Origin of the sequence: Pedobacter sp. Leaf170 (assembly GCF_920984665.1) — a bacterium.
In the GTDB taxonomy this organism is placed as follows: Bacteria; Bacteroidota; Bacteroidia; order Sphingobacteriales; family Sphingobacteriaceae; genus Pedobacter.
In genome coordinates, this window is the sequence record NZ_CAKLBP010000004.1 from 254288 (window position 1) to 278606 (window position 24319).

The window sequence follows — 24319 nt, forward strand, 5'->3', positions numbered from 1 at the left end:
CATAGGCTAAGCTAAAATTCGCAGTAATAATCAGCAGGCAAATATCATTTTTCATATATTTACGATTATGCAAAACCTGCCACCTTTAGCCGAAAGAATGCGCCCGCAAAACCTAAATGAATATGTTGGGCAACAGCATTTGGTAGGCGAAAATGCAGTTCTACGCAAAGCGATTGAAAGTAGCCAGCTACCATCGATGATTTTTTGGGGACCTCCAGGCGTGGGCAAAACAACACTTGCCTACATAATTTCTCAAACATTAGACCGACCATTTTTTAATTTAAGTGCAATTAATAGTGGCGTAAAAGATATTAGAGAAGTTATCGATAGAGCTGCCCAATTAAAAGATAGCTTTTTAGGTTTGCCTATTTTATTTATTGATGAGATTCATCGTTTTAGTAAATCGCAACAAGATAGTTTGCTTGGCGCTGTTGAACGGGGTTTAGTAACCTTAATTGGTGCAACAACCGAAAATCCATCTTTCGAAGTTATATCCGCTTTGTTATCGAGATGCCAGGTTTACATTTTAAAATCATTAACAGAAGATGAATTGTCTGGTTTACTACAAACAGCCATTGAAAAAGATACAGTACTGGCTCAAAAAAAAATAACGATTAAAGAGCACGAAGCTTTAATCAGGTTATCTGGTGGCGATGCCCGTAAACTTTTAAATGTTCTGGAAATTGCCATAAACGGAATTGGTGGCGATAAAATTACGCTCACCAATGAAAATGTGCTTGCCCACGCACAACAGAATTTAGCATTGTACGATAAAGCGGGCGAACAACATTATGATATTATTTCTGCTTTTATAAAATCTATTCGCGGTAGCGACCCAAACGCAGCAGTTTACTGGCTAGCCCGAATGATTGAAGGCGGAGAAGACCCCTTATTTATCGCCAGACGATTACTTATTCTTTCTTCAGAAGATATTGGAAATGCAAATCCAAACGCTTTACTCCTTGCCAATAATTGTTTTACGGCAGTAAATGTAATTGGTTATCCCGAGGCGAGAATTATTTTATCGCAATGCGTAACTTATTTAGCCAGCTCGGTAAAAAGCAATGCATCTTACGAAGCAATAAACCGTGCGCAAGCCTTGGTTAAACAAACCGGCAATTTACCTGTGCCCCTGCACATACGTAATGCACCAACCAAGTTGATGAAAAATATTGGTTATGGAAAAGATTATAAATATTCGCACAGTTACGATGGTAATTTCGAAACGCAAGAATATTTTCCGGATGAATTGAGCGGAACAAAACTTTACGATCCGGGCAAAAATCCGGCAGAAGAAAAACTTAGAGAGAAGTTACGGCAAAACTGGAAAGAAAAATACAATTACTAACTGTAACATTTTTGGCCTAATGCATACTAATAATAAACCAACATCAATAACTAAAACTATATGCTGAATACTTTTTTAAGCCATCAATGGAAATCATTCTGGCGTTCGCGGAACCGGGGCAGCAGTATTGCGGGCCAAATTGTTTTGGGCTTTTTTATGCTTTACTTTCTTGTTCTTGCGCTTGGTGCAGGTTTCGGAATGCAATTTTTACTGCCGAAAATCTTCCCAAATCAAGATGTTATTAAAAGTTTTAACGGCTTAATTCTTTATTATTTCGCACTAGATTTTATTATGCGCTTGCAACTGCAAGAATTACCAACGCTAAGTATAATTCCTTATCTGCATTTAAGAATCTCAAGAAGTAAAATTATTAGTTTCCTTAACCTAAAGGCATTATTTTCTGCTTTTAATTTATGGCCGATATTTATTTTCTTACCTTTTATATTTTTAAAAATCGGTACAACTTATGGCATATTTACCGCTTTAATGTATGTAGTAACCATACTTTCTATAACTATTTTTAACAATTATTTGGCGCTGTACATTAAGCGTAAATCGATAAGCAATGTACTCTATACACTTGTTGGCCTAATTATTTTTGCAGTTTTTGCTGCGCTGGAGTACTATAAAGTTATTTCGGTAATGGCTGCATCCGATTATGTTTTTAAAACCATCGCCAAAATGCCATTTATCGGCTTTGCCTTTACCTTAGCTGCTGTTGCAATTTTTTACATTAACTCCAGCTTCCTGCTTAAAAACTTGTATACCGAAGAATTAAGCAGTAAACAAGAGAAAAAAGCAAGTACCGATTATGCATTCTTAAATAGATTTGGTAGAGTTGGCGAACTTGCAGCATTGGAATTAAAATTAATTTTGCGCCATAAAAGACCCCGTTCTTCTGTAATAATGGGTTTCTTTTTTCTGTTTTACGGATTCATCTTTTACAAAGAAAAAGCCATTGATAGAGATGCTTTCGGACAAATGATGTTCGGTGCAATTTTTATGACTGGCATTTCTATCATCATATACGGTCAGTTCATGTTCGCATGGCAAAGCGCACATTTTGATGGTATTTTGGCTAACAAAATCAATTTCAAAGATTTTATCAGAGCAAAATTTTTACTTTTTACAATTGGCTGTACAGTTATTACTTTGCTGGCAAGTTTTTACGGCTTTTTGAGTCCGAAGTTATTATTGTTACATGTTGCAGCATATTTATACAACATTGGTTTTGGTACAGTGGTGGTTTTATACCTGGCTACCTTAAACTACAAACGCCTTGATATCACAAAAGCGGCAAGTTTTAATTATCAGGGAACTGGCGCTACACAATGGTTATTAATGTTTCCTTACGCATTAACGCCGATATTAATTTATGTTCCTTTCGGGATGTTGGATAAACCATATTGGGGTTTAATTGCCGTTTCCATTTTCGGCCTTATTATGTTATTAATGCGTGGTTTCTGGGTAAACTACATTGCTAAAAGATTAGAATTACAACGTTATAAAATAGCCGAAGGCTTTAGAGAATAATTATGATACTAGAAGTTAAGAATTTACAAAAAGTTTATGGCGATAAAACCGTTGTAAACATTCAGGATTTAAATATCGAAGCCGGAGAAACTGTTGGTTTAGTAGGCAATAATGGCGCTGGTAAAACAACATTCTTTCGGATGCTTTTAGATTTAATTCGCCCAACCAGTGGCGAAGTATTATCAAAAGGCGAGAACGTAATGCAAAACGATAATTGGAAAAATTATACCGCTTCGTTTTTAGATGAGGGTTTTTTAATAGATTACCTCACACCTGAAGAATATTTTACTTTTATTGGCAGCTTGCACAATTTAAGCATAGCTGATGTTTCTGCTTACCTTACACAATATGGGGAATTTTTTAATGGGGAGATTTTAAATAGTGGCAAATATATTCGCGATTTTAGTAAGGGAAACCAGGTAAAAGTTGGTATTGCCGCTGCCTTAATGCAAAAGCCAGAAATATTAATTCTGGATGAACCGTTTGCAAATTTAGACCCTACAACGCAAATTCGTTTAAAGAATTTATTAAAGCTTCAAGCTGGAAGCATGACTACCTTTATCTCTAGTCACGATTTAAACCACGTAACTGATGTTTGTAACCGGATTATTCTTGTAGAAAAAGGCGTAGTTATTAAAGATTTTAAAACAGACGAAAATACATTGAAAGAACTGGAAAGTTATTTTTCTGCATAACCTTGTACTAATAATGATACAAATGAGGAGCGTTCTACAGCCGGACGCTCTTTTTTTATGCTTTAAATTATTCTTTATTGCTCTGAATTAAGAAAATTACACTAATTCTCTACACAGATATTTTTTGGCATTGTGTTTGAATAATGCAATTCAGAATTATAAATCAAGATTATTATGAATATTTCAAAAGTAAGAATAGCAACATTAAGTATAGGGTTAGCAGTAGGTTCAATGGCATTGCAAAGCTGCGATAGTTTAACTAAGACTCAAAAAGGTGCAGGTATTGGTGCTGCTGCAGGTGGTGTAGTGGGTGCATTAATTGGTAAAAAAGCGGGTAACACAGCAGTAGGAGCATTAATTGGTGGTGCTATTGGTGGTACAGCTGGTGCATTCATCGGACGTAGAATGGACAGACAAGCAGCTGAAATTCAGAAAGCCATTCCTAATGCAGAAGTAATTCGTGAGGGAGAAGGTATTATTGTAAAATTTGATAGTGGTATTTTATTCGATTTCGATAAAACTGCTTTAAAAGATGCAGCAAAAGCAAATGTACAGAGCTTAGCCGCTTCATTAAATCAATATCCTGATACAGATATTAAAGTGATTGGCCACACAGATAGCCGTGGTACTGAACAGTATAACCAAGGTTTATCAGAAAGAAGAGCAGCAGCGGTTAAAGCTTATGCAGTTTCTCAAGGTGTACCTTCATCAAGATTAGTAACAATTGGTAAAGGTTTTGCAGAGCCAATTGCAGATAACGAAACAGATGCTGGCCGTGCGGCTAACCGTCGTGTTGAGATTGTTATTGTTGCAAATGATGCATTAAAATCTACTGCACAAAAACAAGGATAATTTAAAAATTCCCTCTACCTATGAGGTCATTATATATCCAATCCCGATGTCAAAACATCGGGATTTTTTTTGTTTAATATAAAAATAATATTACCGTTATTTCGACCGCAGTGATAAATCTTTTAAGTTAGGTTTTATGTTTCGCTGCAGTCAATCGAGAAGACGATATTGCTGGTTTTCTTAGCACAAATCATTGTGCCTAAACCCGATAGAACCAAATAGCTCCCGATTTTCTCGGGACTATGGGTGATAGCGGGACTGAAGGCCGCCATAAAAACCAATCGTTGCTTTTCAAAAAACTATCGTGCTATTTCTTTAATTGGTTTATAAACTCAATAAACTTTTTATTAGCGTAATTTGCAATGCCTTCGTTTTTAAAAGCAAAGCGACCTTTCTTATCAAAAATTACAGTGGTGGGTAAAGACCCGGAAAAAATTTGCTCAGGAATTTGGCTTTCTGCCTTGTAAACAGGCATTTCATATTTTCTATTAGCCATAAACTTTATCGATTTTGGCAAATCACTATCTGCATCTACGAATAAAAAAACTACATCTTTGTCGTTTTTGAACTGATTATATAATTTATTTATTGATGGTAATTCTGCCCTGCAAGGCGGACACCAGGTTGCCCAAAAATTTAGAAAAATTACCTTACCTTCTAAGCTGTGCAGATCAGTTATTTCTCCTTTTGCATTACTAAATTTTATACCCGACAAATCCATTTTAGGAGTTTCAGTTTTCTCAACTTTTGGCGAGAATAAACCAACTTCCATTAAGCCTCGCATTAAAAAGGCTTTAGCATCGGGCACAAAAATTATAAGTAAAAAGAAAACGATTAATAAGGTGCTAACTATATTTTTCTTGATGAATTTCATGAGTTTCAATTTATATTATTTTTCTCATTTTTAAAAGCAATAAATACAAACCAAAGATTAACAATTGGTATGGCAAGAACTTTTCCAGGAAATAAAAGTATTTGACTGTATATTATAAAACGGTTAATATCATCGGTATAACGAAACGGATTATCTATAAAACCTAAAAAACCCATATTATCTAAATTGGGTTTTGGGTAAACGTAATAGGAAACGCATAAATAGATAATTATTAAGCCTGTGATGAGCATTGCGTTAGATAATTCGTAATAGTGAAAGCGATTGAAAGGCCCTATGTAAATGATAAACCCGACGACAAGAAGTGAAGTTAAACCAGCAGCAAGAATCCAAATTCGTGGCCAGTTTAACCTGCGGTGACCAGTTTCAAAATCACCGGTTGGTCCGGGATTATTTATTTCAAATAACCATTCAAATATCGACATTTATCTAATCTTTTAATCCTAACCTAAATTTTCTGGCAGTATCTTTTGCAATGTCGTAACCGGCATCTGCATGGCGGATAACGCCCATTGCGGGGTCATTATGTAAAACACGTTTTATTCTTTTTTCAGCCTCTGGCGTTCCATCAGCTACGATTACCATACCGGCGTGGATTGAATAACCAATACCAACGCCACCACCATGATGCAGAGAAACCCAACTCGCACCGCCAGCGGTATTAATCAAGGCATTTAAAATTGGCCAGTCGGCAACCGCATCAGAGCCATCGAGCATGGCTTCTGTTTCGCGGTTAGGTGAAGCAACCGAGCCGGTATCCAGATGATCTCTACCAATAACAATTGGCGCTTTCACCTTTCCTTCTGCAACCAACTTATTAAAAGCAAGTCCGGCTTTTTCTCTTTCGCCTTGCCCTAGCCAGCAAATGCGTGCTGGCAAACCCTGAAAAGCAATACGTTCCTGAGCCATTTTTATCCAACGGTGTAAGCTTTCGTTTTCTGGGAAAAGCTCTAATATCAGTTTATCGGTTTGATAAATATCTTGTGGGTCGCCGCTTAAAGCTGCCCAACGAAATGGTCCTTTTCCTTCACAAAATAAAGGGCGAATGTATGCCGGAACAAAACCTGGAAAATCGAAAGCATTTTGTACGCCAACCTCTAAAGCACGACCGCAAAGGTTGTTACCGTAATCAAAAGTGATGGCGCCTCTTTTTTGTAACTCAAGCATCAATTGAACATGTTTTGCCATTGTTGAATACGATTTTGACACATATTCATCAGGATTATTTTTACGTAAACTAGCCGCTTCTTCAACGTTTAAGCCTTGTGGAAAATAGCCAATTAATGGATCATGAGCAGATGTTTGGTCGGTTAAAGTATCTGGTGTAATGTTGCTGTCGATCAATCTTTGTAAAAGCTCGACGGCATTGCAAACAACTCCAATAGAAATGGCCTTTTCATCTTTTGTATATTGTAGTGCCTTATCTATCGCTTCATCTATATCATAAATAATTTCATCGATGTATCTGGTTTCCAAACGCTTCTTAATTCGCCATTCTTCAACCTCAGCAGCTAAACAAACGCCTTCATTCATGGTAATGGCTAAAGGTTGTGCCCCGCCCATGCCACCCAAACCTGCAGTAACATTTAGCATACCTTTTAAACTGCCATTGAAATGCTTTTTTGCTAATGCAGCATAAGTTTCATAAGTACCCTGAACAATACCTTGAGAGCCGATGTAAATCCACGAGCCGGCGGTCATTTGCCCGTACATCATTAAACCTTTATCTTCCAATTCATCGAAATGTTTCTGCGTTGCCCATTTTGGAACAAGTTGTGAGTTGGAAATCAAAACCCTAGGTGCATCAGCATGCGTTGGTAACACGGCAACAGGTTTGCCCGATTGGATTAGAAGCGTTTCGTCATTTTCCAAATCCTTAAGTGCAGCTACAATTAAACTTAACGATTCCTTATTCCTTGCAGCTTTACCTCTACCACCATAAACGATTAAATCTTCCGGGCGCTCGGCAACATCAGGGTCCAGGTTGTTTAACAGCATACGTAAGGCGGCTTCTTGTATCCAACCTTTACAAGTCAGTTCAGCGCCTGTTGGCGTTTGTTTCTGGCTTAAGTTTAAACCATTGGTTAGCTTTGTCGTCATAATTACTATAAAGGCAATGTTACTTTCCAAAGATATATAATTGCATACTAATTGCTAATTTTGGCAAGTTGAAAAAGCACAAGCAACATATTAACCATTTGCTATCGGTATTTATGCTGATGGTTTTTGCTATTGCATTAACGCCATGGAATATTATCCACCATCACCAGCAAGCGCCGGTAACGGTAAAGGAAGTTAACTGTAAACATTTAAGCCATGTACAGGCGCATGCAGATAACTGTCTAATTTGTAATGCCGGCTTTGAAAAGAACTATGTTCATACCGCGTTTCTTTATAAAATTTACCTTTCGGTAAAAATATTCGGACAAACCGAAGCCACTTTAAAAAGTTTTTACACCGAGATAAAGCGAACCTCGTTACGAGGACCACCGCTGGTTTAATTTTTTCTTCTGAGGCATATTCATGCCACAACAATTATTCATTTTTTATTGTGAGATAGAAAAGGCATCGCTTTGCATGCTTAAATTTTCTATTTCAAAATTTTAAACAAACAGACATGAAAAAATTACAGCTTATAGGCTTCGTAATTCTATATACATTATTTAGCATTAACACTTTTGCCAACACCCTGCAAGATATAAAAGGTAAAGTTCTTGATTCGGAAAGTAACCAGCCATTGCCAGGTGCTACCATATTTATTCCCGATTTGAAAGTTACCGCCGTAACCAATGCCGATGGAGAATTTACTTTGAAAAACCTTCCATCAAAAGGAACTTATCTTGTTGAAGTTCATTACATTGGATATAAAGAAGTTGCAAAACTTGTAAATTTTAGCAGTACAGCTCCAATTGAATTTTCGTTAAAATCTACAGCGATTGAAACCAAAGAAGTAGTAATTACCGGAACGCTGATTAGTAGTACAAGCAGACGAAACAGCGCTTCATCTGCAGTTGTAGGGAAAGACCAACTTTTAGCACCATCTACAAATCTAATTGATGCATTAGCTAAAGTTCCGGGGGTTTCGCAAATTACCACGGGTCCATCAATCTCAAAACCAGTTATAAGAGGTTTAGGCTATAACAGGATTGTAACTTTAGATGATGGAATTAAACAACAAGGGCAACAATGGGGCGATGAACACGGAATAGAAATCGACCAGTTTAAATCTGACCGGGTAGAAATTTTACGTGGTGCTGCATCATTAATGTATGGTTCGGATGCACTTGGTGGCGTTATAAATTTACTAGAGCCTAGCACCGCACCAGAAGGGCAAGTGAAAGGTGAGTTTGTAACCAATTACTCGACCAACAACGGCTTAACCGCAAATTCATTAATGCTGAATGGCAATGAAAATGGCTTTGTGTGGAGAGCCAGGGGTACTTATAAAAATGCCCACTCTTTTAACACACCCACAGGTTATTTCCCAAATTCTGGTTTTAATGAAACTGCTTTAAGTGGAATGGTTGGCTTAAATAAAAGCTGGGGATACACGCATTTAAACGTTTCAAATTTTAGAAATAACATTGGTTTTTTTGAAGGAGGAACAGATGCCAATGGAAATTTTGTTAAAGAAGATGGCGACCCGTTTTTAGATAGCGATTTTAAAAGCAGAACTTTAGATTACCCTCGGCAGGACATTAGACATTTTAAAATTGCTTTAAATAACAATTTTGTTTTAGGTAATGGCAATTTAAAAGCTGATTTTGGTTACCAGCAAAATCAACGTAGAGAATTGGAAGACGGACCAGACCCATCATTATTTTTCGACCTTAAAACTTACACAGGCGATTTAAAATACTACATCCACGAAACGAATGGATGGCAGCCAGTTTTTGGTTTAAGTGCCGATGCAGGCAAAAGCTTAAACAAAGGCGAAGAGTTTTTAGTGCCAGATTATAATACTTATGGTATTGGTGCTTTTGCTTATGCAAAAAAGAACTGGGAAAAAAACACTTTCAGGATTGGCGCACGTTATGATTTTCGTAAAAATAACGGAAAACAATTAATTGCCGAAGGCGAAGAAGTTTTTGCGCCGTTTGAAAATAAATTTTCGAATGTTAGCGGTGCTTTAGGCTTTACGCATCAGTTTAATGATGAATTGAATTTTAAAGCAAACGCTGGTTCTGCATTCAGGGCACCAAACCCGGCAGAATTAGGCTCGAATGGTATTCATGAAGGAACTTTTAGATATGAAATCGGCAATGCAAATTTAAGTCCGGAGCGCAGTTACCAGGTTGATGCCGCCTTAGAATATGAGGGTAAAATTGTAAGCGCTAGCGCGAGCATTTACAACAACTACGTTGATAATTTTATTTATGCATCAAACAATGGCGAAACCATTGTTGCCGAAGGCGATGTTTACCCTGTTTACAGATACGGACAAGTTAATGCGAACCTTTATGGGGCTGAGGCAACGTTAACCATTCACCCGGTTTCTTTCATTCATTTTGAAAATACTTTCGGTTATGTACATGCGCAAAACACTACGCTAAATCGTCCTTTGGCTTTTATCCCGGCAGGTACATTAAGAAATGAGTTACGTTTTGAACCAAAAATTAAAGGTACAAATGATGCGTATGTTTCTGTTGGAATTAATTCTGCTTTCAAACAAAATCGTGTTGACGATGTTTTCGAAACGCCAACAAGTGGTTACACACTTTTAAATGCCGGAATTGGCGCAACCTTTAACTTAGGCAAACAGCCGATACGTTTTTCAGTATCGGCAAATAATTTATTAAATCAAAGATATTATGATGCTCTGAGCAGATATAAACCTGGTCGCTTCGACTATGAAAACCCGAGTCTTGGTGTTTTTAACCCAGGAAGAAATATAACCTTTGGGTTGTATGTGCCATTTACTTTGGCAAAATAACGAGGAAGATCATCCCGATTTAACTCAAAAACGCTCCCGATTTATTGGGAGCGTTTTTTATGAAAACCTATTTTTTAAAAGTTTCTCTTTTAGCTCTTACATATTGATTTGGCCATTCAATATTATCACCTAAAGTCTGTGCGGCATGAGTTGGAAAATAAGCATCTCTTAAAGATTCGCGAGCAATAAAAATCAAATCGGCTTTTCCTTGCTGCAAAATATCCTCTGCCTGATTTGCATCTACAATAACACCTACAGCACCAGTGTAAATACCAATTTCATTGCGGATTTTATCGGCAAAAGGAACCTGATAATTTGGTCCTGCCGGGATAAACGCATCCGGAACGTTGCCACCAGATGAGGTATCAATTAAATCAACGCCTTTATCTTTTAAAACCGCAGCCAGTTGCAACGAATCATTTTCATTCCATCCACCTTCTGTCCAATCTGTTGCAGAAATGCGTACAAATAATGGTAATTCCTGTGGCCAAACCGATTGCACTGCCTCAACAACATCTATCACGAAACGAATTCTGTTTTCGAAACTTCCGCCATAAATATCATTTCGTTTATTGCTAATCGGACTAAAAAACTGATGTAAAAGATAACCATGTGCCGCATGAACTTCTACAACTTTATAGCCTGCTTCTACTGCTCGCTTTGCCGCAGCTCTAAATGCAGAAACAATTTCCTGAATTTCTTCAATACTCAATTCATGTGGTGCTTTCTGACCGCTTTTAAACGGAACTGGAGATGGCGCAACTGTTTGCCAACTGTTTTCTCCTTCGGCGATTTGTTCTCCACCGTTCCATGGCAACTCGCAACTTGCCTTTCTTCCCGCGTGAGCCAATTGAATACCGGCAATTGCTCCGTTTTCATGAATAAAAGATACAATTTGCTTTAATTTATCGAGCTGTTCATCTTTCCAGATACCTAAATCTGCATGAGTAATTCTACCTTCTGGCACTACAGCTGTAGCTTCCTGAATGATTAATCCGGCGCCACCAACAGCTCTGCTTCCAAGATGCACTAAATGCCAATCGTTCGCAAAACCATCTACCGCCGAATACTGGCACATCGGTGAGATTACAATCCTATTTTTTAGGGTGATATCCTTTAACTTAAAAGGAGAAAATAATTTAGACATGCGTGTTTTGATTTTTGTAATATATTGAAATATGTAAGTCTGAGCCTATCGGAGACTTAATAATTGTATTCGAAAGGCTCAAACTGACAAGTAAAAGTAGTAAGCTTGAATTTAAAATCCTGCGTTTTTAAGTTCTTTGTTTATAAATTCAATTTCTTCAGAACTTAATTTTACTTTTACTGCCTCAGCATTTTGTTTAGATTGATCTGCATTTCTGGCACCTGCCAAGGCTATTGTTATACCAGGTCTTTCAATTGTCCAACGCAAAACCAATTGAGACAATGTTGCATTTTTTTCATCAGCCAAAGGCTTAATTTTTGCCAAAAAAGCATTTGTTTTTTCTATGCTTTCTGGCGTGAAAAATGGGTTTCCCTGACGATGATCTCCTGCTTCAAATTTATGGTCTGCTTTTAATTTACCTGTCAATAAGCCTCTTTCCATTGGGCTGTAAGCCAAAACAGCTTTGTTTTTTTTAATACAATATGGCACGGTTTCGTCCTCAACACCACGATTAACCATACTGAATGGAATTTGATTTGAAACAATTTCCAAGGTCTTATCAGCTTCTTTTAGTTGCGCTACATCGTAATTACAAACTCCGGCGTAACGAACTTTTCCTTGCTCAATTAATTTGCTCACCGCTTCAAAAGTTTCGCTAATTGGAGTTGTTGTATCTGGCCAATGAATTTGATATAAATCGATGTAATCTGTGCCTAATCTTTTTAAAGACTGTTCACATTCGTAAATCACACTTTCTTTACCTGCATATTTGTAAATATCAATCTCCTTACCAGAATTATCTTTGCTCTTGAAACCAAAGTCGCCTTTGGCTAAATCCCAACGCATCCCAAATTTGGTAACAATTTGCAATTTGTCTCTCGAGATTCCTTTAATTGCATCACCAACAATTTCTTCACTATCACCTTGACCGTAAATTGGAGCGGTATCTATAGAAGTTACACCTAAATCATACGAAGCTTTGATGGCTTCTATTGCATCATTTCTATCAGTGCTTCCCCACATCCAACCACCGGCGGCCCATGCACCGAACGTAATTACCGAAAGTTCTAAATCTGAATTTCCAATTCTTCTGTATTCCATATTATTTCTTTAAAATTTTATCAACCGCATAACTATTATACGGAAGGTATGCCAATAAGATTGATAAAAATGCCACGTGGATAAGCTGCGATGGTAAAGCTTCCCAATTTTCTATCATAGTTGTACCAAAAATTAATGCCAGCGATGTTACGCCAGCTAGCAGTAACCCTTGCCTGGTAAACAAGCCAATTAAAATCATTAAGCCTGCTACAAACTCCAATATTGGAAGCGTATAACTAAATGGCAAAACCAGCGCATCGGGTAAAATAGATTTTTCAAACTGGCCCATCATCCACTTACTAAGGCCATCAAGCTTAGGTAAACGCACCAATCCATGTCCAAAAAAGCTTAAACCAATGGCCAATCTGCTAATTAAATAGCCTAAATTTTTATCCATAGCAACATTATTATCATATAAATATACAATTGGCTAAGGCCTGATGTTTGGTTGTAAAGTATATTAAACTCACATTTTACATAAACTTTATAATGGAAGAGAAAAAAGATCAGAAATAATTTGGTGATGTGAAAAATAGAAGATACTTTAGTGTATTATTTAACTAATACAGTAGAGATGATAAAAATTGACAATCTTAATTTTGGTTACAGCAAGCATAAGCTATTATTTAAAAATATGAGCATGCAACTTAGCAATGGCCATATTTATGGTTTGCTTGGCAAAAATGGTGCGGGCAAATCTACGCTCCTAAAGAATTTGGCTGGTTTGGTTTATGCCCAAAGCGGAACTTTGGATGTAATGGGTTTTAACCCTGCGAAGCGCCAGCCACAGCTTCTGGAGCAAATTTGTTTTATACCTGAGGAATTGTATTTGCCATCGGTAAAAATTGATGCGTATTTGAAAGCAAATGCACCTTTCTACAAAAACTTTAATCATGAATATTTTGATTCGTTAATTAAAGAATTCGATATCCCGGCAGGCAACAAACTTATTAATATGAGTTATGGCCAAAAGAAGAAATTCATTATTGCGTTTGGTTTGGCAACGGAAGCAAAGCTGATTATTATGGACGAGCCCACAAATGGTTTGGATATCCCTTCCAAAGCTCAGTTTAGAAAAATAATGGCTTCGGCTTTAACCGAAGATAAATGTATAATTATCTCAACACACCAGGTTAGAGATTTGGATAATCTCATAGACACCGTTATTATGCTTGATGATAATGATGTAGCATTGAAGGCATCGGTACAAGAAATTACTGAAAAATTGACTTTTAAAAAAATAAAAGAAGTTGATGAAAGCATCATTTATGCAGAGCCATCATTATCTGGCTTTAACGCCGTAATGCCCAACTATCATAACGAAGAAAGCAGACTGGATATGGAATTGCTATTTAATGCTATTCTGGCAGAGAAAACCAAGTTTAAACCATTATTTAATTAAGCGATGAACAATACATTTAACATTAACCGTTTCGGGTTATTACTAAAAAGACAATGGTTAGATTTTGGAAAGATATACCTGGTAAGTCTGCTTGTAATTATGGGCATAATTATAGGCTTTTACGCCTGGAATGCGCCATCGCCCTTAAGATTTAATAACTATGATAATGATGGCAATCTTGATATGCGATTTAGATATGGTTTATTCCTAATGTTAGGCTTTCTTTTTATAAGTATTGTTGCGAGCAGCTATTTTGCCTCACTCGGACAAAAAGCAAGGGCTATTCTTGAGCTAATGAACCCAGCATCTTCATTTGAAAAATTTTTAGCAGGTGTTTTTTACACTGCAATTTTTAGTTTGGCTACTTACCTGATACTATTTTACCTGGTCGATTTATCTTTCGTAAAATACATTAATTCAAACCTTTCTGAATTTAAATTTGATGAGGCTAGAATTTCGGCAGTAAAACCCGCAGAAAGCATTGCAGCTCAACTTTTTGATGATGCACACTACAGAACTTACCTATTGTATTTTATTTCTGTACCCTTTTTGGTTACCAGCGTATTTTTATTGGGATCAATCTATTTCAACCGATTTCATTATATAAAAACAGCTATTTCAGTAATGCTTTTTATCGGGGCCGCGAGTTACATCATTTATAAGTCGGCAAGCTTTTTTACACGCAATATGGTAAATGTAAATCATAATGTTAGTGAGCATAAAGAGGACCTTGCCTTTTTACTAATCTTCTTGATAACAACAGCCTTAACATTAATTTTTTGGGCCATTGCATACATCCGCCTAAAAGAAAAAGAGGTTTAATTTTTTAATTGGTATACACATGGAATTTAGAGATAATAAGGCAATATACCTTCAAATAGCAGATTATGTTTGCGAACACATTCTGTTAGGAAAATGGAAAGCCGACGAGAAAGTACCTTCTGTAAGAGAATTAGCTGTACAAATGGAAGTAAACCCAAATACTGTTATGCGCACTTACGAATTACTACAAAATAAGGGCATTATTAACAACAAGAGAGGCATTGGTTTTTTTGTTGATGAACATGCAATCGATAATGTTAAAAGTTATCGTAAAGTTCAGTTTATTGATGATGAATTACCGGTGGTTTTTAGAAACATCTATTTACTAAACATCGGTTTTGATGAACTTGAGGCCAAATACAAATCATTTGTTAAAGAAAATTTTAACGCTTAAAACATGAAAACAAGTAATAAATTATTAATCGCCTTAGCCGTTTCGCTAATCATAATACCAATCATTGTAATTGCGGTAAATGTTAAAATGAATTACAAAAACGAAAAGGCTTTCTATAAAAATTTAAAAGAAAATACAGAACTTAAATCTACATTAGATGGTTACACGAGCAAAGAATTACCACAATTTTCTGCCGTAAGTTTAAAAGATGGCAACGATGCTTATGTGAATTTTGTTATTATAAAAAGTGATAAACCCGGCATCAAAATCCCAACTGATTTAATGGAAATTTATGGTGTTAAAGTTGATAATAATGGTATCCTTCAGTTTGAGTTGAAAAATGCAGACAAGAAATTAAAATATTCTTTAACAGCCTATATTTATTCCAATAATGTTAAGGCTTTTGATATTGCAAAAGCCACCGGGTTTACTTTAGATATTAAAACCGATTCGGTTATTATTAATGCGAAAGATATAAATCGTTTAAATTTTCAAGAATTAACGGAGATAGACCATTTAAAAATTAATACCGATAAAGTTGCTGATTTGAGTTTCGACAGCAATAAAATTAACAACGTTGATGTAATTTTAAATAATTCAAATTTTAGAAGTTTAAAATCAATGTTCAAAACCATTAATATTGATGCTTTAGGGAAATCGAACATCGAAATTTATGGTGATGCAAAAGAAAAACATCAGCTTAGTGATTTGATGATTAAAACAGCCGGCAAAACAGAATTAAACATCGATGCTATTCAAGTGCTGAAATCTTCAGGCAGTTTATCCGATTCGACGAAGGTAAATGCTTCAGCATCAATAATTAAATCAATGTTTAATAAATAGATAAATTCTAACTCAGTAAGTTTTGTGCTTCAAATTTCTGCATAAAATTTACTGAGTTTTTTATATCATCAGCAAGAATTCTATCAGCATCATTAAAAGAAATACATTGGCGGTATGCATTCCAGATTTCTTCTACTCTTTTTGATGATTTTAAAGGCCTTCTCAAATCCAAAGCCTGGCAAGCCGTTAATAACTCGATCGCCAGTATATTTTCTAAGTTATTAACTACACGTAAACATTTGGTTGCGCCATTTGCACCCATACTTACATGATCTTCCTGTCCGTTGCTACTTACAATACTATCAACTGATGATGGTGTACAAAGTTGTTTATTTTCACTAACAATTGATGCAGCAGTGTATTGCGCTATCATCAAGCCAGAATTTAAGCCTGCATTTTTAACTAAGAATGGCGGCAAACCGCGTTGTCCGGATATTAATTGAAAAACTCTTCTTTCGGATATTGAGCCAAGTTCTGCTAAGGCAATACCTAGAAAATCTAAACTCAGTGCTAAAGGTTGTCCGTGGAAATTGCCGGCAGATATAATTCTGTCTTCCTCCGGAAAAACATTCGGGTTATCCGTAACAGAATTAATTTCAGTCTCAAAAACAGAGCTAATATAAGCTATGCTATCTTTACTGGCGCCATGTACTTGTGGCACACACCTGAAAGAATATGGGTCTTGCGTTTGCTTGCCTGATTGTTGTATAATCTCACTACCACTCAAAAAATTTTGTATAAAATCAGCGGTTTCCAGCTGACCTTTATGCGGCCTAATCTGATGGCTTAACGCATCAAAAGGTTCAATTCTACAATCAAAAGCATCAATAGAAATTGCAGCAATTTTATCTGCCCAGCTTAGCAACTGATTTGTTTTTATCAACATGTGAATACCATAGGCACTCATAAATTGTGTTCCGTTTATTAAAGCCAAACCCTCTTTAGATTGCAGCGCCAGTGGTTGCCAGCTTAATTTTTTATAAAGCTCGGTAGTTTTAATTTTTTTATTTTGATAAATCACTTCTCCCTCGCCAATAAGTGGTAAAGCCAAATGGGCTAGCGGGGCCAAATCTCCAGATGCACCCAAAGAACCTTGCGTATAAACAACAGGAAAAATATTGTGTGTATAAAAATCTACTAAACGTTCTACGGTTTTAAGCGAAACTGCAGAGAAACCATAGCTAAGTGATTGTATTTTTAACAGCAACATTAACTTTACAATTTCCTGAGGCACCTCTGCACCCGTTCCGCAGGCATGAGAAAGCAATAAATTATGCTGCAAAGTTGTTAAATGCTGGTGTTCTACTTTAACGTTCTGTAAGTAACCAAAGCCAGTATTAATTCCGTAAACAGGCTCATTATTAAGCTTTAACTTGTTATCAAGGTAAGTTCTGCATTTCGTAATTCTCTCTTTTGCCGCATCGCCAAGGGCGATGATATAATCGTCTTTTATGATTTTAGAAATAATTTTTATGCTCAAAGGCTGCTCACCTATATAAAAAACGGGCATGGTTTTTAGTCTATTTGGTTGGCTCAAAATTATAAATTAAGTCGGTTAGCAAATTAAATTGCAATAAAATATTTTACACATGAGAAAACTTTTCCTATTCATATCGATTACCGTTCTTCCGTTATCAGCAACTTACGCACAAAAAATAGATACATTATCAATTAATTTAGAAAATGTAAATTATCCTTATGCATTAAAATATTTGCCTCTAAATGTTGATGGGCAGGACATCAAAATGGCTTACATGGATGTTGCACCAACTATTAAACCTAATGGCAGAACGGTAATGCTTTTTCATGGGAAAAATTTTGGCGGCTACTATTGGGGCAACGTAATTAGGGCTTTAACAGGTGTTGGTTTTAGAGTAATAGCTCCGGATCAGATTGGTTTTGGACGTTCATCTAAACCCATTATAAATTATACATTTGAGCAGCTTGTTAATTGGAACAAAAAGCTATTAGATACCTTGGGTATCCAAAAAACATCCATTTTAGGGCATAGCATGGGCGGTATGTTAGCAATCAGGTTTGCCTTAATGTATCCCGATAGGATGGAAAAACTACTTTTGGAAAACCCAATTGGACTAGAGGATTACAAAACATTTGTACCGGCATCAACCGTTGAGGAACAGTACCAACGCGAATTGAAAAATACTGCCGAAAGCATTCGCAAATATTACAGAAGTTCATATTTTACCGTTTGGAAACCTGATTACGAATATTTGGTAAACATTGGTGCGGGTGTAACTTTTAGCGCCGATTACCCAAGATATGCGAAAGTTGCAGCGCTGACTTACAATATGATTTACAACCAGCCTGTTGTTGATGAGTTTAAAAATCTTAAAGTACCTACAATTTTATTTATTGGCAAAGATGATAAAACCATTGTTGGAAAAGGCTTGCTCAATCCCGACCAACAAGCCATCCACGGGTTATACCGGTTTTTAGGAAAGAATACAGCTTTAAAAATTCCAGGCTCAAAAATTGTAGAATTTGATGCTTGCGGACACATTCCACACATAGAAATTACGACAGAATTTTTGGTAGCCTTAACTGGAAGCTTATAACATTTAATTAATTTCTTTCCCGGTGATTTTTGTGATGCCTTCTAAGTCGAAATCAGATTCAGAGCCTGCGGATTTTATTTTACCATAAAGTTCTAATCTGGTATGGCCGCTAGATATCATTCCTGTGGTTAAATCAACCTGGGCATCCCCAATGTTTAAACCCTTTAAATCGGTTTGAGTTTTTGTTCCCATAACTTCAAATTCGCCCTTGGATAAAAGATTACCACTTACCGTTAGTACGCCAATATTTCCTTTCACTTCCTTTAAGGTGTATTTCGTTGTTGATTCTATCGGCATGGTAATGTTTACTTTCGAAACGATTGTCCAACTATCACCAACTTTAACCGGTTTATCCGGGGAAATTTTTAACGCAGATTCCATGGTTTGTTTAATCACTTCGGCATTAAACTGCTTAGAAAGCGAAGCTTTAACTGCTCTAGTTTGAGCCGTATCGGTTGTAATTTTACCAACCATATCGGTAACCATTTTTTCTACACCGGAAACCGATTTAACGCTACCGTTTGCACTCAGAAGCATACTAAAACTTGCATTCTTTAACCCGGAAAAAGGGTTTGGTTTACCAACTTCATTAATATCCGAATCCAGAATTAGCTCGTTGCCCATGCCGGCAGATTTTATCCGAACACGATTGTAAACCACTTTTATATTTTTATCCAAAGCTTTGGCTTCAGTAATTTCAAATGTATAATCGGTACCAACATTTTGAATATAATTGGATTCCTTTCCATCAACTTTCTGACTAATTATCTGGTCGGAATTTATAGTGTAAGCGTACTTTTTACCTACCGGAAAAGCTTGTTTAAGCGTGTAAGTTTTTTGAGCAAAGCTGCTTGTAACGATTAAAAAGCAGGCAATTGTGGTTAAGAGTTTCATAGAATGATTTTTTGTTATTTTGCTGGTTGCTGGGCAAAAATCCTGCTCAGTTGTAGGTACAGTTCCGGATGTTTTTCTTTAAACAAATCTGGTTTTTCGAAGAAATATTCTGAAACTACTGCAAAAAATTCTGCTTCATTTGTTATTGCATAAGGATTTATATCCGATTTATTATCTTCTATCCTTTCAATTTCTTCACGCATCATTTTTAGCCAGGGTAAAGTATATTCATGGGCCATTAAATTTTCTGGAACGCCGTCAGTTGCTCCATCAGATTTATCTAATAAATGTACAAATTCATGAATGGCAGTATTTTCTTTACCAGCGCTTTTAGAAAATCCATGCCTTAACGCCGACCGCGATAAAATCATTTGCCCGTTCATGTATCCACTACCAACCATACCCATAATATTTCTTTCGCCACCTTCAAACTGGAAATCTTTGTTAAAAGTATCAGGATATAGCAAAACGCTGCTCAGGTTTTTATATTGCCAATCATCGAAACCAAAAATCGGTATCACAGCACTAGAGGCAATTAGCAATTCATCTAAAGTTGTTAACTCCAGCTCAATGCCTTCAATCCGAACGGAAGCGAAAAAATCGGCCACCTTTTGCTCAAAACGAAGTTTATCAGCCTTATCTAATTTTTGATAAAAGCCTACATAATCATTTAAAATTTGCTTGTCAACCGCTGTTAAAGCTTCAACCTTTGGCTTTTTTTTTCGAAGGATAAAATACAAAGCAATTAAAAAAATTGGTATTAAATACGCAAATGGTAGTGAATTCATATTCTCAATTAAGGCTTAGCTTTCTAAAATTTCTAATTGGATTAAAACATCCTCACGCTTAACCGGATAAGGAATATGGTTTGTTATCGATTGATAAACAGCTTCAAAAAGCGGCAAATAGCTTCCAATTTCCGAAGGAATAATTTCTTCGGTTTTATTACCTTCTTTATCGATTGTTGTTAATAAACCTTCCTTACCTTTTGCTTCTACCCCGTAACCATCATCAGTTAATTTCATTCCAGAAAGTAATTGTTCTTCCTGGCTATCACTGCGGTCTTTTATGAAACTTCCATTTACACCATGCAAAACAAAGGCTGCCTGTGGGTTTACAACTAACATGCTCGAGGTTACAAAAACATTTACGCTATCTTCATAATTCAGCTGAATGGTAAAATAATCATCAACTACAGTATCTTTTCGGTTTTTGCCTAGGGTTTTGTGATAAGAAACAGGTTTACCAAACAGACTGATAACCTGGTCTAAAAGGTGTGGACCCAAATCATATAGTAATCCGCTGGCTTCAATAGCTTGCTCTTTAAAAGCCTTCGGACCGATAACATTTCTGTATCTATCATATCGCAGATGAAATTCATTAAGTTTACCTAATTTTCCACTCGCCAACACCTTTTTTACTGAAGCAAAGTCACTATCCCAACGGCGGTTTTGGTAAAAGAAAATCTGTTTCCTAACTGAATCTGCCACATCAAATAAAGTTTTTGCTTGTGCAGAAGTTGCTGTAAAAGGTTTTTCTACTAAAATGTGTTTCCCGCTTTTTAAGGCAGCTTCTGCATGTTCGTAATGTAAATTATTTGGTGTATTAATAACCACCAACTCAATTTCCGAATCATTCAATAATTCATTAACGCTATTGTAACTTAAAATTTCAGGATAATCTGTAGCAGCTTTTTTAGTATTTCGTTCTACAACAGCTTTTAATTTAAATCCATTATGTGCATTTAAAAAAGGTGCGTGAAATACCTTACCAGACATTCCGTATGCCAACAAACCTGCTGTTATTATTTTATCTTGATTCATATTTACTCGTTATAATACAGGTAAAAATACAATTATCAATTAAGCTTTGTTCTTTATCGATAACCTTTTTACTTTAAGGCGTAAATGTTTTTACGCTATCTTTGCTTATATGAAACCGTCGGAGATTAACGCTAAATGGAAAGTTTTACAAGAAAGGATTTCGCAAGAATTTGATTCTGATTTCCCTGACTTAAAAGTAATGCTTTTTTTAATTGGCGTTCAGGAGTTAGGAAAAGGACCAAAAAAATACAGCAAACGCCAAAAAGAAGAGTTGATGCATATTGCAACCTGCAGACTTTTAAGCGAGATGGATTTTTATGAATTAGAAGGTGTAGACCAGGATGGCTGGCCGCATTGGAAACTGATAAAACCAATTCCTCCGTACACAATGCTAGAGCAGGAGCTTTTAATGAAATCTTTAGTGGTTCGCTATTTCGAAGATATTTATTCTTAGTTTATATTCTCCGTTGGTTGAAACCAAACGGCAATGAATAATGAGCGAGTTTACTAATGTAATTCCATCCTTGCTGTTTGGTTTCAACCAAGGGTAAATTTAAATGCAGTTATTGGCTTTAGCCAAATCTAAAATTTGCAGTTTTGTGCAGTTTCCATTGTTCCTAAACCCGATGGCAGCGAAAATACTTTTTGTTGCAGTATTTCGACAAGTTCAACATAACAATCACAAAAAGATTGTAGCGAATCAGCGGGGCCGAACCAAACCCAAAAACCTCTCCAGCACCTTTCCAAAACAAGAATCAATGCAATCTTAAAATCAGTGTAATTAACCCGAAGGAAATATCGAATATAATACCTTGCTTTATAGGCAAAAAACTTAAATTTGCGACAACAAAAATCAAATTATAATGAGTTTCAGAATAGAACACGATACCATGGGCGAGGTTCAAGTGCCTGCCGATAAATACTGGGGTGCACAAACCGAACGCTCACGCAATAACTTTAAAATTGGGCCCGAAGGTTCGATGCCTAAAGAAATTATTCATGCTTTTGGTTATTTGAAAAAAGCTGCTGCTTTGGCAAATACCGAGCTTGGTGTACTTGCTGCCGATAAAGCGGAATTAATTGCTAAAGCTTGCGATGAAATTATTGCTGGCGATTTAGATGACCAATTTCCATTGGTGATTTGGCAAACGGGTTCGGGTACGCAAAGTAACATGAACGGAAACGAAGTAATTGCAAACCGTGCTCATGTAATTAACGGTGGCGCATTGGCTGATGATAAAAAAGTGCTTCACCCGAATGATGATGTAAATAAATCGCAATCATCTAACGATACTTACCCAACTGCAATGCACATTGCAGCTTATAAATTAACAGTAGAAAATACTATCCCGGGTTTAGAAACCTTACGTAATGCTTTGGCAAAAAAAGTTGAGGAATTTTCGGGTATTACCAAAACTGGCCGCACCCACTTTATGGATGCTACGCCTTTAACGCTTGGGCAAGAGTTTTCGGGCTACGTACAACAAATTGATAACAGTATTAGAGCAATTAAAAATGCATTAGTTATGGTTGCCGAGTTGGCTTTAGGTGGTACTGCAGTTGGTACAGGCTTAAATACACCAAAAGGTTACGATGTTTTAGTGGCACAGAAAATTGCCGAGCTAACAGGTTTGCCTTTTGTTACCGCTCCGAATAAATTTGAAGCTTTAGCTGCACATGATGCAATGGTTGAGCTTTCTGGCGCTTTAAAACGTACGGCTGTAGCTTTAATGAAAGTTGCTAATGATGTACGTATGCTAAGTTCTGGACCGCGTTGTGGTATCGGCGAAATTGTTATTCCTGATAATGAACCAGGTTCATCAATTATGCCTGGTAAAGTTAATCCAACACAGCCAGAGGCTTTAACTATGGTTTGCGCTCAGGTTATCGGTAACGATGTTGCGGTTTCTGTAGGCGGTATGTCTGGTCATTTTGAGCTTAACGTTTTCAAACCTTTAATTGCAGCCAATGTTTTACAATCTGCCCGCTTAATTGGCGATGCTTGTGTTTCTTTCACTGTTAAATGTGCGGAAGGCATTACAGCAAACTTGCCGGAAATTGAAAAGCATTTACAAAACTCGTTAATGTTAGTTACAGCTTTGAACCCACATGTTGGTTATGAAAACGCTGCTAAAATTGCTAAAAAGGCACATAAAGAAAACAAAACTTTAAAAGCTGCAGCTGTAGAATTGGGCTTATTAACCAGCGAACAGTTTGACGAGTGGGTAAGACCGGAAGATATGGTTGGAAATTTAAAGTAATCAGCCCAACCTAGCCTTCCCAACGGGAGGAACTTCTCTCTATCGTCTATAAAAAATGTTAGAGAATTTAAGGGTTTTAGTAAAGCAGGGCAAATCGTTCTTCGGGTACGACAGCCCCGCTTTACAATTCAATCTTTCTCAAACCAATAAGGTTTTAAAAACCTTATTGGTTTATTAAAAGTATTTCCTTTCCAATCGGGTTTAGTAAACTTAAAATAGTGCTTAAAAAATAATCGCCTTGCGAAAAATGCTAAAAACAGAACTAAATCATTTAAAGAAATACTGGCGACTCAATTTTCGTCTCCCTATTTTCTCCTTTTTACAATTTACTTTTTACTTTTTACTTTTATTATCGGCTTGTTCTCCTCGCCCTAACATTCAAGGTAAAGGAGAAGAATTTATGCAAGGTGTTTGGAATGAAGATTCTGTTGCCTTTAGCGATAAATTAAGCAATTACACGCAACACCATTTCAAAATTTCTTGCGATTCTATCTACATAGATTTAGTAACTAAAAGCAAGTTAAATTTATACGAAGACTCTTGCTATAATAATGGTATATGGAAAGAATATGCAAAAGGTGTTTATGCTGTAAAAGGCGATACTTTATTTGTTGGCGCAACCTTTACCCATGCAAATTATAAACAAAAAATTTCTGGTTGCTATCGTATTGGGCGCTACGACAAGAATTTCCTGATTAAGAAAAAAACAACCGACAGTTTAATTTTAGAAAGTTTAAGCGACCAACGGGAAATTGTGCTTTCTTTAAAACAAAAAATAACCTGCGTACAAAAAGAATTATAAA

24 protein-coding genes are annotated in these 24319 nt (G+C 36.4%); 14 read left to right on the top strand and 10 right to left on the bottom strand.

Features of this window, described 5'->3' with window-relative positions; genetic code table 11:
- Positions 1-67: 67 nt before the first annotated feature.
- The 4 genes from LUA90_RS11875 (at position 68) to LUA90_RS11890 (ending at position 4428) form a co-directional block, all read left to right on the top strand.
- Entirely contained in the window at positions 68-1348 is a 1281-nt protein-coding gene (locus LUA90_RS11875; RefSeq protein WP_231491056.1) for a replication-associated recombination protein A, read from the top strand.
- A gap of 60 nt (positions 1349-1408) precedes the next feature.
- Positions 1409-2881 carry a DUF5687 family protein gene (locus tag LUA90_RS11880; protein ID WP_231491057.1) on the top strand — a complete coding sequence of 491 codons (1473 nt, stop codon included), beginning with the start codon at positions 1409-1411 and terminating at the stop codon, positions 2879-2881.
- A 2-nt stretch (positions 2882-2883) separates the two neighbouring features.
- Positions 2884-3576 (top strand): ABC transporter ATP-binding protein, encoded by a 693-nt coding sequence (locus LUA90_RS11885; protein ID WP_231491058.1) that lies wholly within the window; start codon positions 2884-2886, stop codon positions 3574-3576.
- Between the two features lie 174 nt (positions 3577-3750).
- Positions 3751-4428, top strand: coding sequence for an OmpA family protein (locus LUA90_RS11890; RefSeq protein ID WP_231460494.1), 678 nt, complete (start codon positions 3751-3753; stop codon positions 4426-4428).
- Between the two features lie 307 nt (positions 4429-4735).
- On the opposite strand, the gene LUA90_RS11895 is transcribed toward LUA90_RS11890, so the two are convergent.
- From LUA90_RS11895 to hutU, 3 genes are read right to left on the bottom strand one after another with little or no spacing between them, the layout of a single operon-like run.
- Positions 4736-5302, bottom strand: a complete 567-nt coding sequence (locus LUA90_RS11895) for a TlpA disulfide reductase family protein (RefSeq protein WP_231491059.1) — start codon at positions 5300-5302, stop codon at positions 4736-4738.
- Between the two features lie 5 nt (positions 5303-5307).
- Positions 5308-5745, bottom strand: a complete 438-nt coding sequence (locus tag LUA90_RS11900; protein WP_231491060.1) for a hypothetical protein — start codon at positions 5743-5745, stop codon at positions 5308-5310.
- Positions 5746-5749: 4 nt separating this feature from the next.
- Positions 5750-7420, bottom strand: a complete 1671-nt coding sequence (hutU, locus tag LUA90_RS11905; RefSeq protein WP_231491061.1) for a urocanate hydratase — start codon at positions 7418-7420, stop codon at positions 5750-5752.
- Positions 7421-7488: 68 nt separating this feature from the next.
- Here hutU and LUA90_RS11910 point away from each other — a divergent pair, with 68 nt between their 5' ends.
- Complete coding sequence (locus tag LUA90_RS11910) at positions 7489-7821, top strand: hypothetical protein (protein ID WP_231460499.1); 333 nt, start codon at positions 7489-7491, stop codon at positions 7819-7821.
- A gap of 116 nt (positions 7822-7937) precedes the next feature.
- On the top strand, positions 7938-10253 hold the full coding sequence (locus LUA90_RS11915; RefSeq protein WP_231491062.1) for a TonB-dependent receptor: 2316 nt from the start codon (positions 7938-7940) through the stop codon (positions 10251-10253).
- A 67-nt stretch (positions 10254-10320) separates the two neighbouring features.
- Here the strand turns inward: LUA90_RS11915 and namA are convergent, their stop codons facing one another.
- The 3 genes from namA to LUA90_RS11930 form a co-directional block, all read right to left on the bottom strand.
- Positions 10321-11400, bottom strand: coding sequence for an NADPH dehydrogenase NamA (namA, locus tag LUA90_RS11920; protein WP_231491063.1), 1080 nt, complete (start codon positions 11398-11400; stop codon positions 10321-10323).
- Positions 11401-11511: 111 nt separating this feature from the next.
- Positions 11512-12501 (bottom strand): aldo/keto reductase, encoded by a 990-nt coding sequence (locus LUA90_RS11925; protein WP_231491064.1) that lies wholly within the window; start codon positions 12499-12501, stop codon positions 11512-11514.
- Position 12502: 1 nt separating this feature from the next.
- Complete coding sequence (locus LUA90_RS11930) at positions 12503-12898, bottom strand: DoxX family protein (protein WP_231491065.1); 396 nt, start codon at positions 12896-12898, stop codon at positions 12503-12505.
- Between the two features lie 177 nt (positions 12899-13075).
- Here LUA90_RS11930 and LUA90_RS11935 point away from each other — a divergent pair, with 177 nt between their 5' ends.
- Genes LUA90_RS11935 through LUA90_RS11950 form a run of 4 tightly spaced genes read left to right on the top strand, consistent with a single transcriptional unit; the run spans position 13076 to position 15962 of the window.
- Positions 13076-13903 carry an ATP-binding cassette domain-containing protein gene (locus tag LUA90_RS11935; RefSeq protein ID WP_231491066.1) on the top strand — a complete coding sequence of 276 codons (828 nt, stop codon included), beginning with the start codon at positions 13076-13078 and terminating at the stop codon, positions 13901-13903.
- 3 nt (positions 13904-13906) lie between these two features.
- Positions 13907-14725: a hypothetical protein gene (locus LUA90_RS11940; RefSeq protein ID WP_231491067.1), complete on the top strand. Its 819-nt coding sequence runs from the start codon at positions 13907-13909 to the stop codon at positions 14723-14725.
- A 19-nt stretch (positions 14726-14744) separates the two neighbouring features.
- Positions 14745-15119 (top strand): GntR family transcriptional regulator, encoded by a 375-nt coding sequence (locus LUA90_RS11945; RefSeq protein ID WP_231460506.1) that lies wholly within the window; start codon positions 14745-14747, stop codon positions 15117-15119.
- 3 nt (positions 15120-15122) lie between these two features.
- Complete coding sequence (locus LUA90_RS11950) at positions 15123-15962, top strand: hypothetical protein (RefSeq protein WP_231491068.1); 840 nt, start codon at positions 15123-15125, stop codon at positions 15960-15962.
- Between the two features lie 7 nt (positions 15963-15969).
- Here LUA90_RS11950 and hutH read toward each other — a convergent pair whose 3' ends face one another.
- Positions 15970-17499, bottom strand: coding sequence for a histidine ammonia-lyase (hutH, locus tag LUA90_RS11955; protein ID WP_231491069.1), 1530 nt, complete (start codon positions 17497-17499; stop codon positions 15970-15972).
- 52 nt (positions 17500-17551) lie between these two features.
- On the opposite strand from hutH, the gene LUA90_RS11960 reads away from it, so the two are divergent.
- A complete protein-coding gene (locus tag LUA90_RS11960; protein WP_231491070.1) occupies positions 17552-18538 on the top strand; it encodes an alpha/beta fold hydrolase in 987 nt (328 codons plus the stop codon).
- Positions 18539-18541: 3 nt separating this feature from the next.
- Here LUA90_RS11960 and LUA90_RS11965 read toward each other — a convergent pair whose 3' ends face one another.
- From LUA90_RS11965 to LUA90_RS11975, 3 genes are read right to left on the bottom strand one after another with little or no spacing between them, the layout of a single operon-like run.
- Positions 18542-19432: a DUF6263 family protein gene (locus LUA90_RS11965; RefSeq protein WP_231491071.1), complete on the bottom strand. Its 891-nt coding sequence runs from the start codon at positions 19430-19432 to the stop codon at positions 18542-18544.
- A gap of 14 nt (positions 19433-19446) precedes the next feature.
- Positions 19447-20220 (bottom strand): zinc-dependent peptidase, encoded by a 774-nt coding sequence (locus tag LUA90_RS11970; protein WP_231491072.1) that lies wholly within the window; start codon positions 20218-20220, stop codon positions 19447-19449.
- A 15-nt stretch (positions 20221-20235) separates the two neighbouring features.
- Positions 20236-21255, bottom strand: a complete 1020-nt coding sequence (locus LUA90_RS11975; protein ID WP_231491073.1) for a Gfo/Idh/MocA family oxidoreductase — start codon at positions 21253-21255, stop codon at positions 20236-20238.
- A 109-nt stretch (positions 21256-21364) separates the two neighbouring features.
- Between LUA90_RS11975 and LUA90_RS11980 the strand changes: the two genes are divergently transcribed.
- From LUA90_RS11980 to LUA90_RS11990, 3 genes are all read left to right on the top strand, one after another.
- On the top strand, positions 21365-21709 hold the full coding sequence (locus LUA90_RS11980) for a hypothetical protein (RefSeq protein ID WP_231460513.1): 345 nt from the start codon (positions 21365-21367) through the stop codon (positions 21707-21709).
- 409 nt (positions 21710-22118) lie between these two features.
- On the top strand, positions 22119-23516 hold the full coding sequence (gene fumC / locus LUA90_RS11985) for a class II fumarate hydratase (protein ID WP_231491074.1): 1398 nt from the start codon (positions 22119-22121) through the stop codon (positions 23514-23516).
- 247 nt (positions 23517-23763) lie between these two features.
- Positions 23764-24318: a fumarate hydratase gene (locus LUA90_RS11990; RefSeq protein ID WP_231491075.1), complete on the top strand. Its 555-nt coding sequence runs from the start codon at positions 23764-23766 to the stop codon at positions 24316-24318.
- Position 24319: the final 1 nt, after the last annotated feature.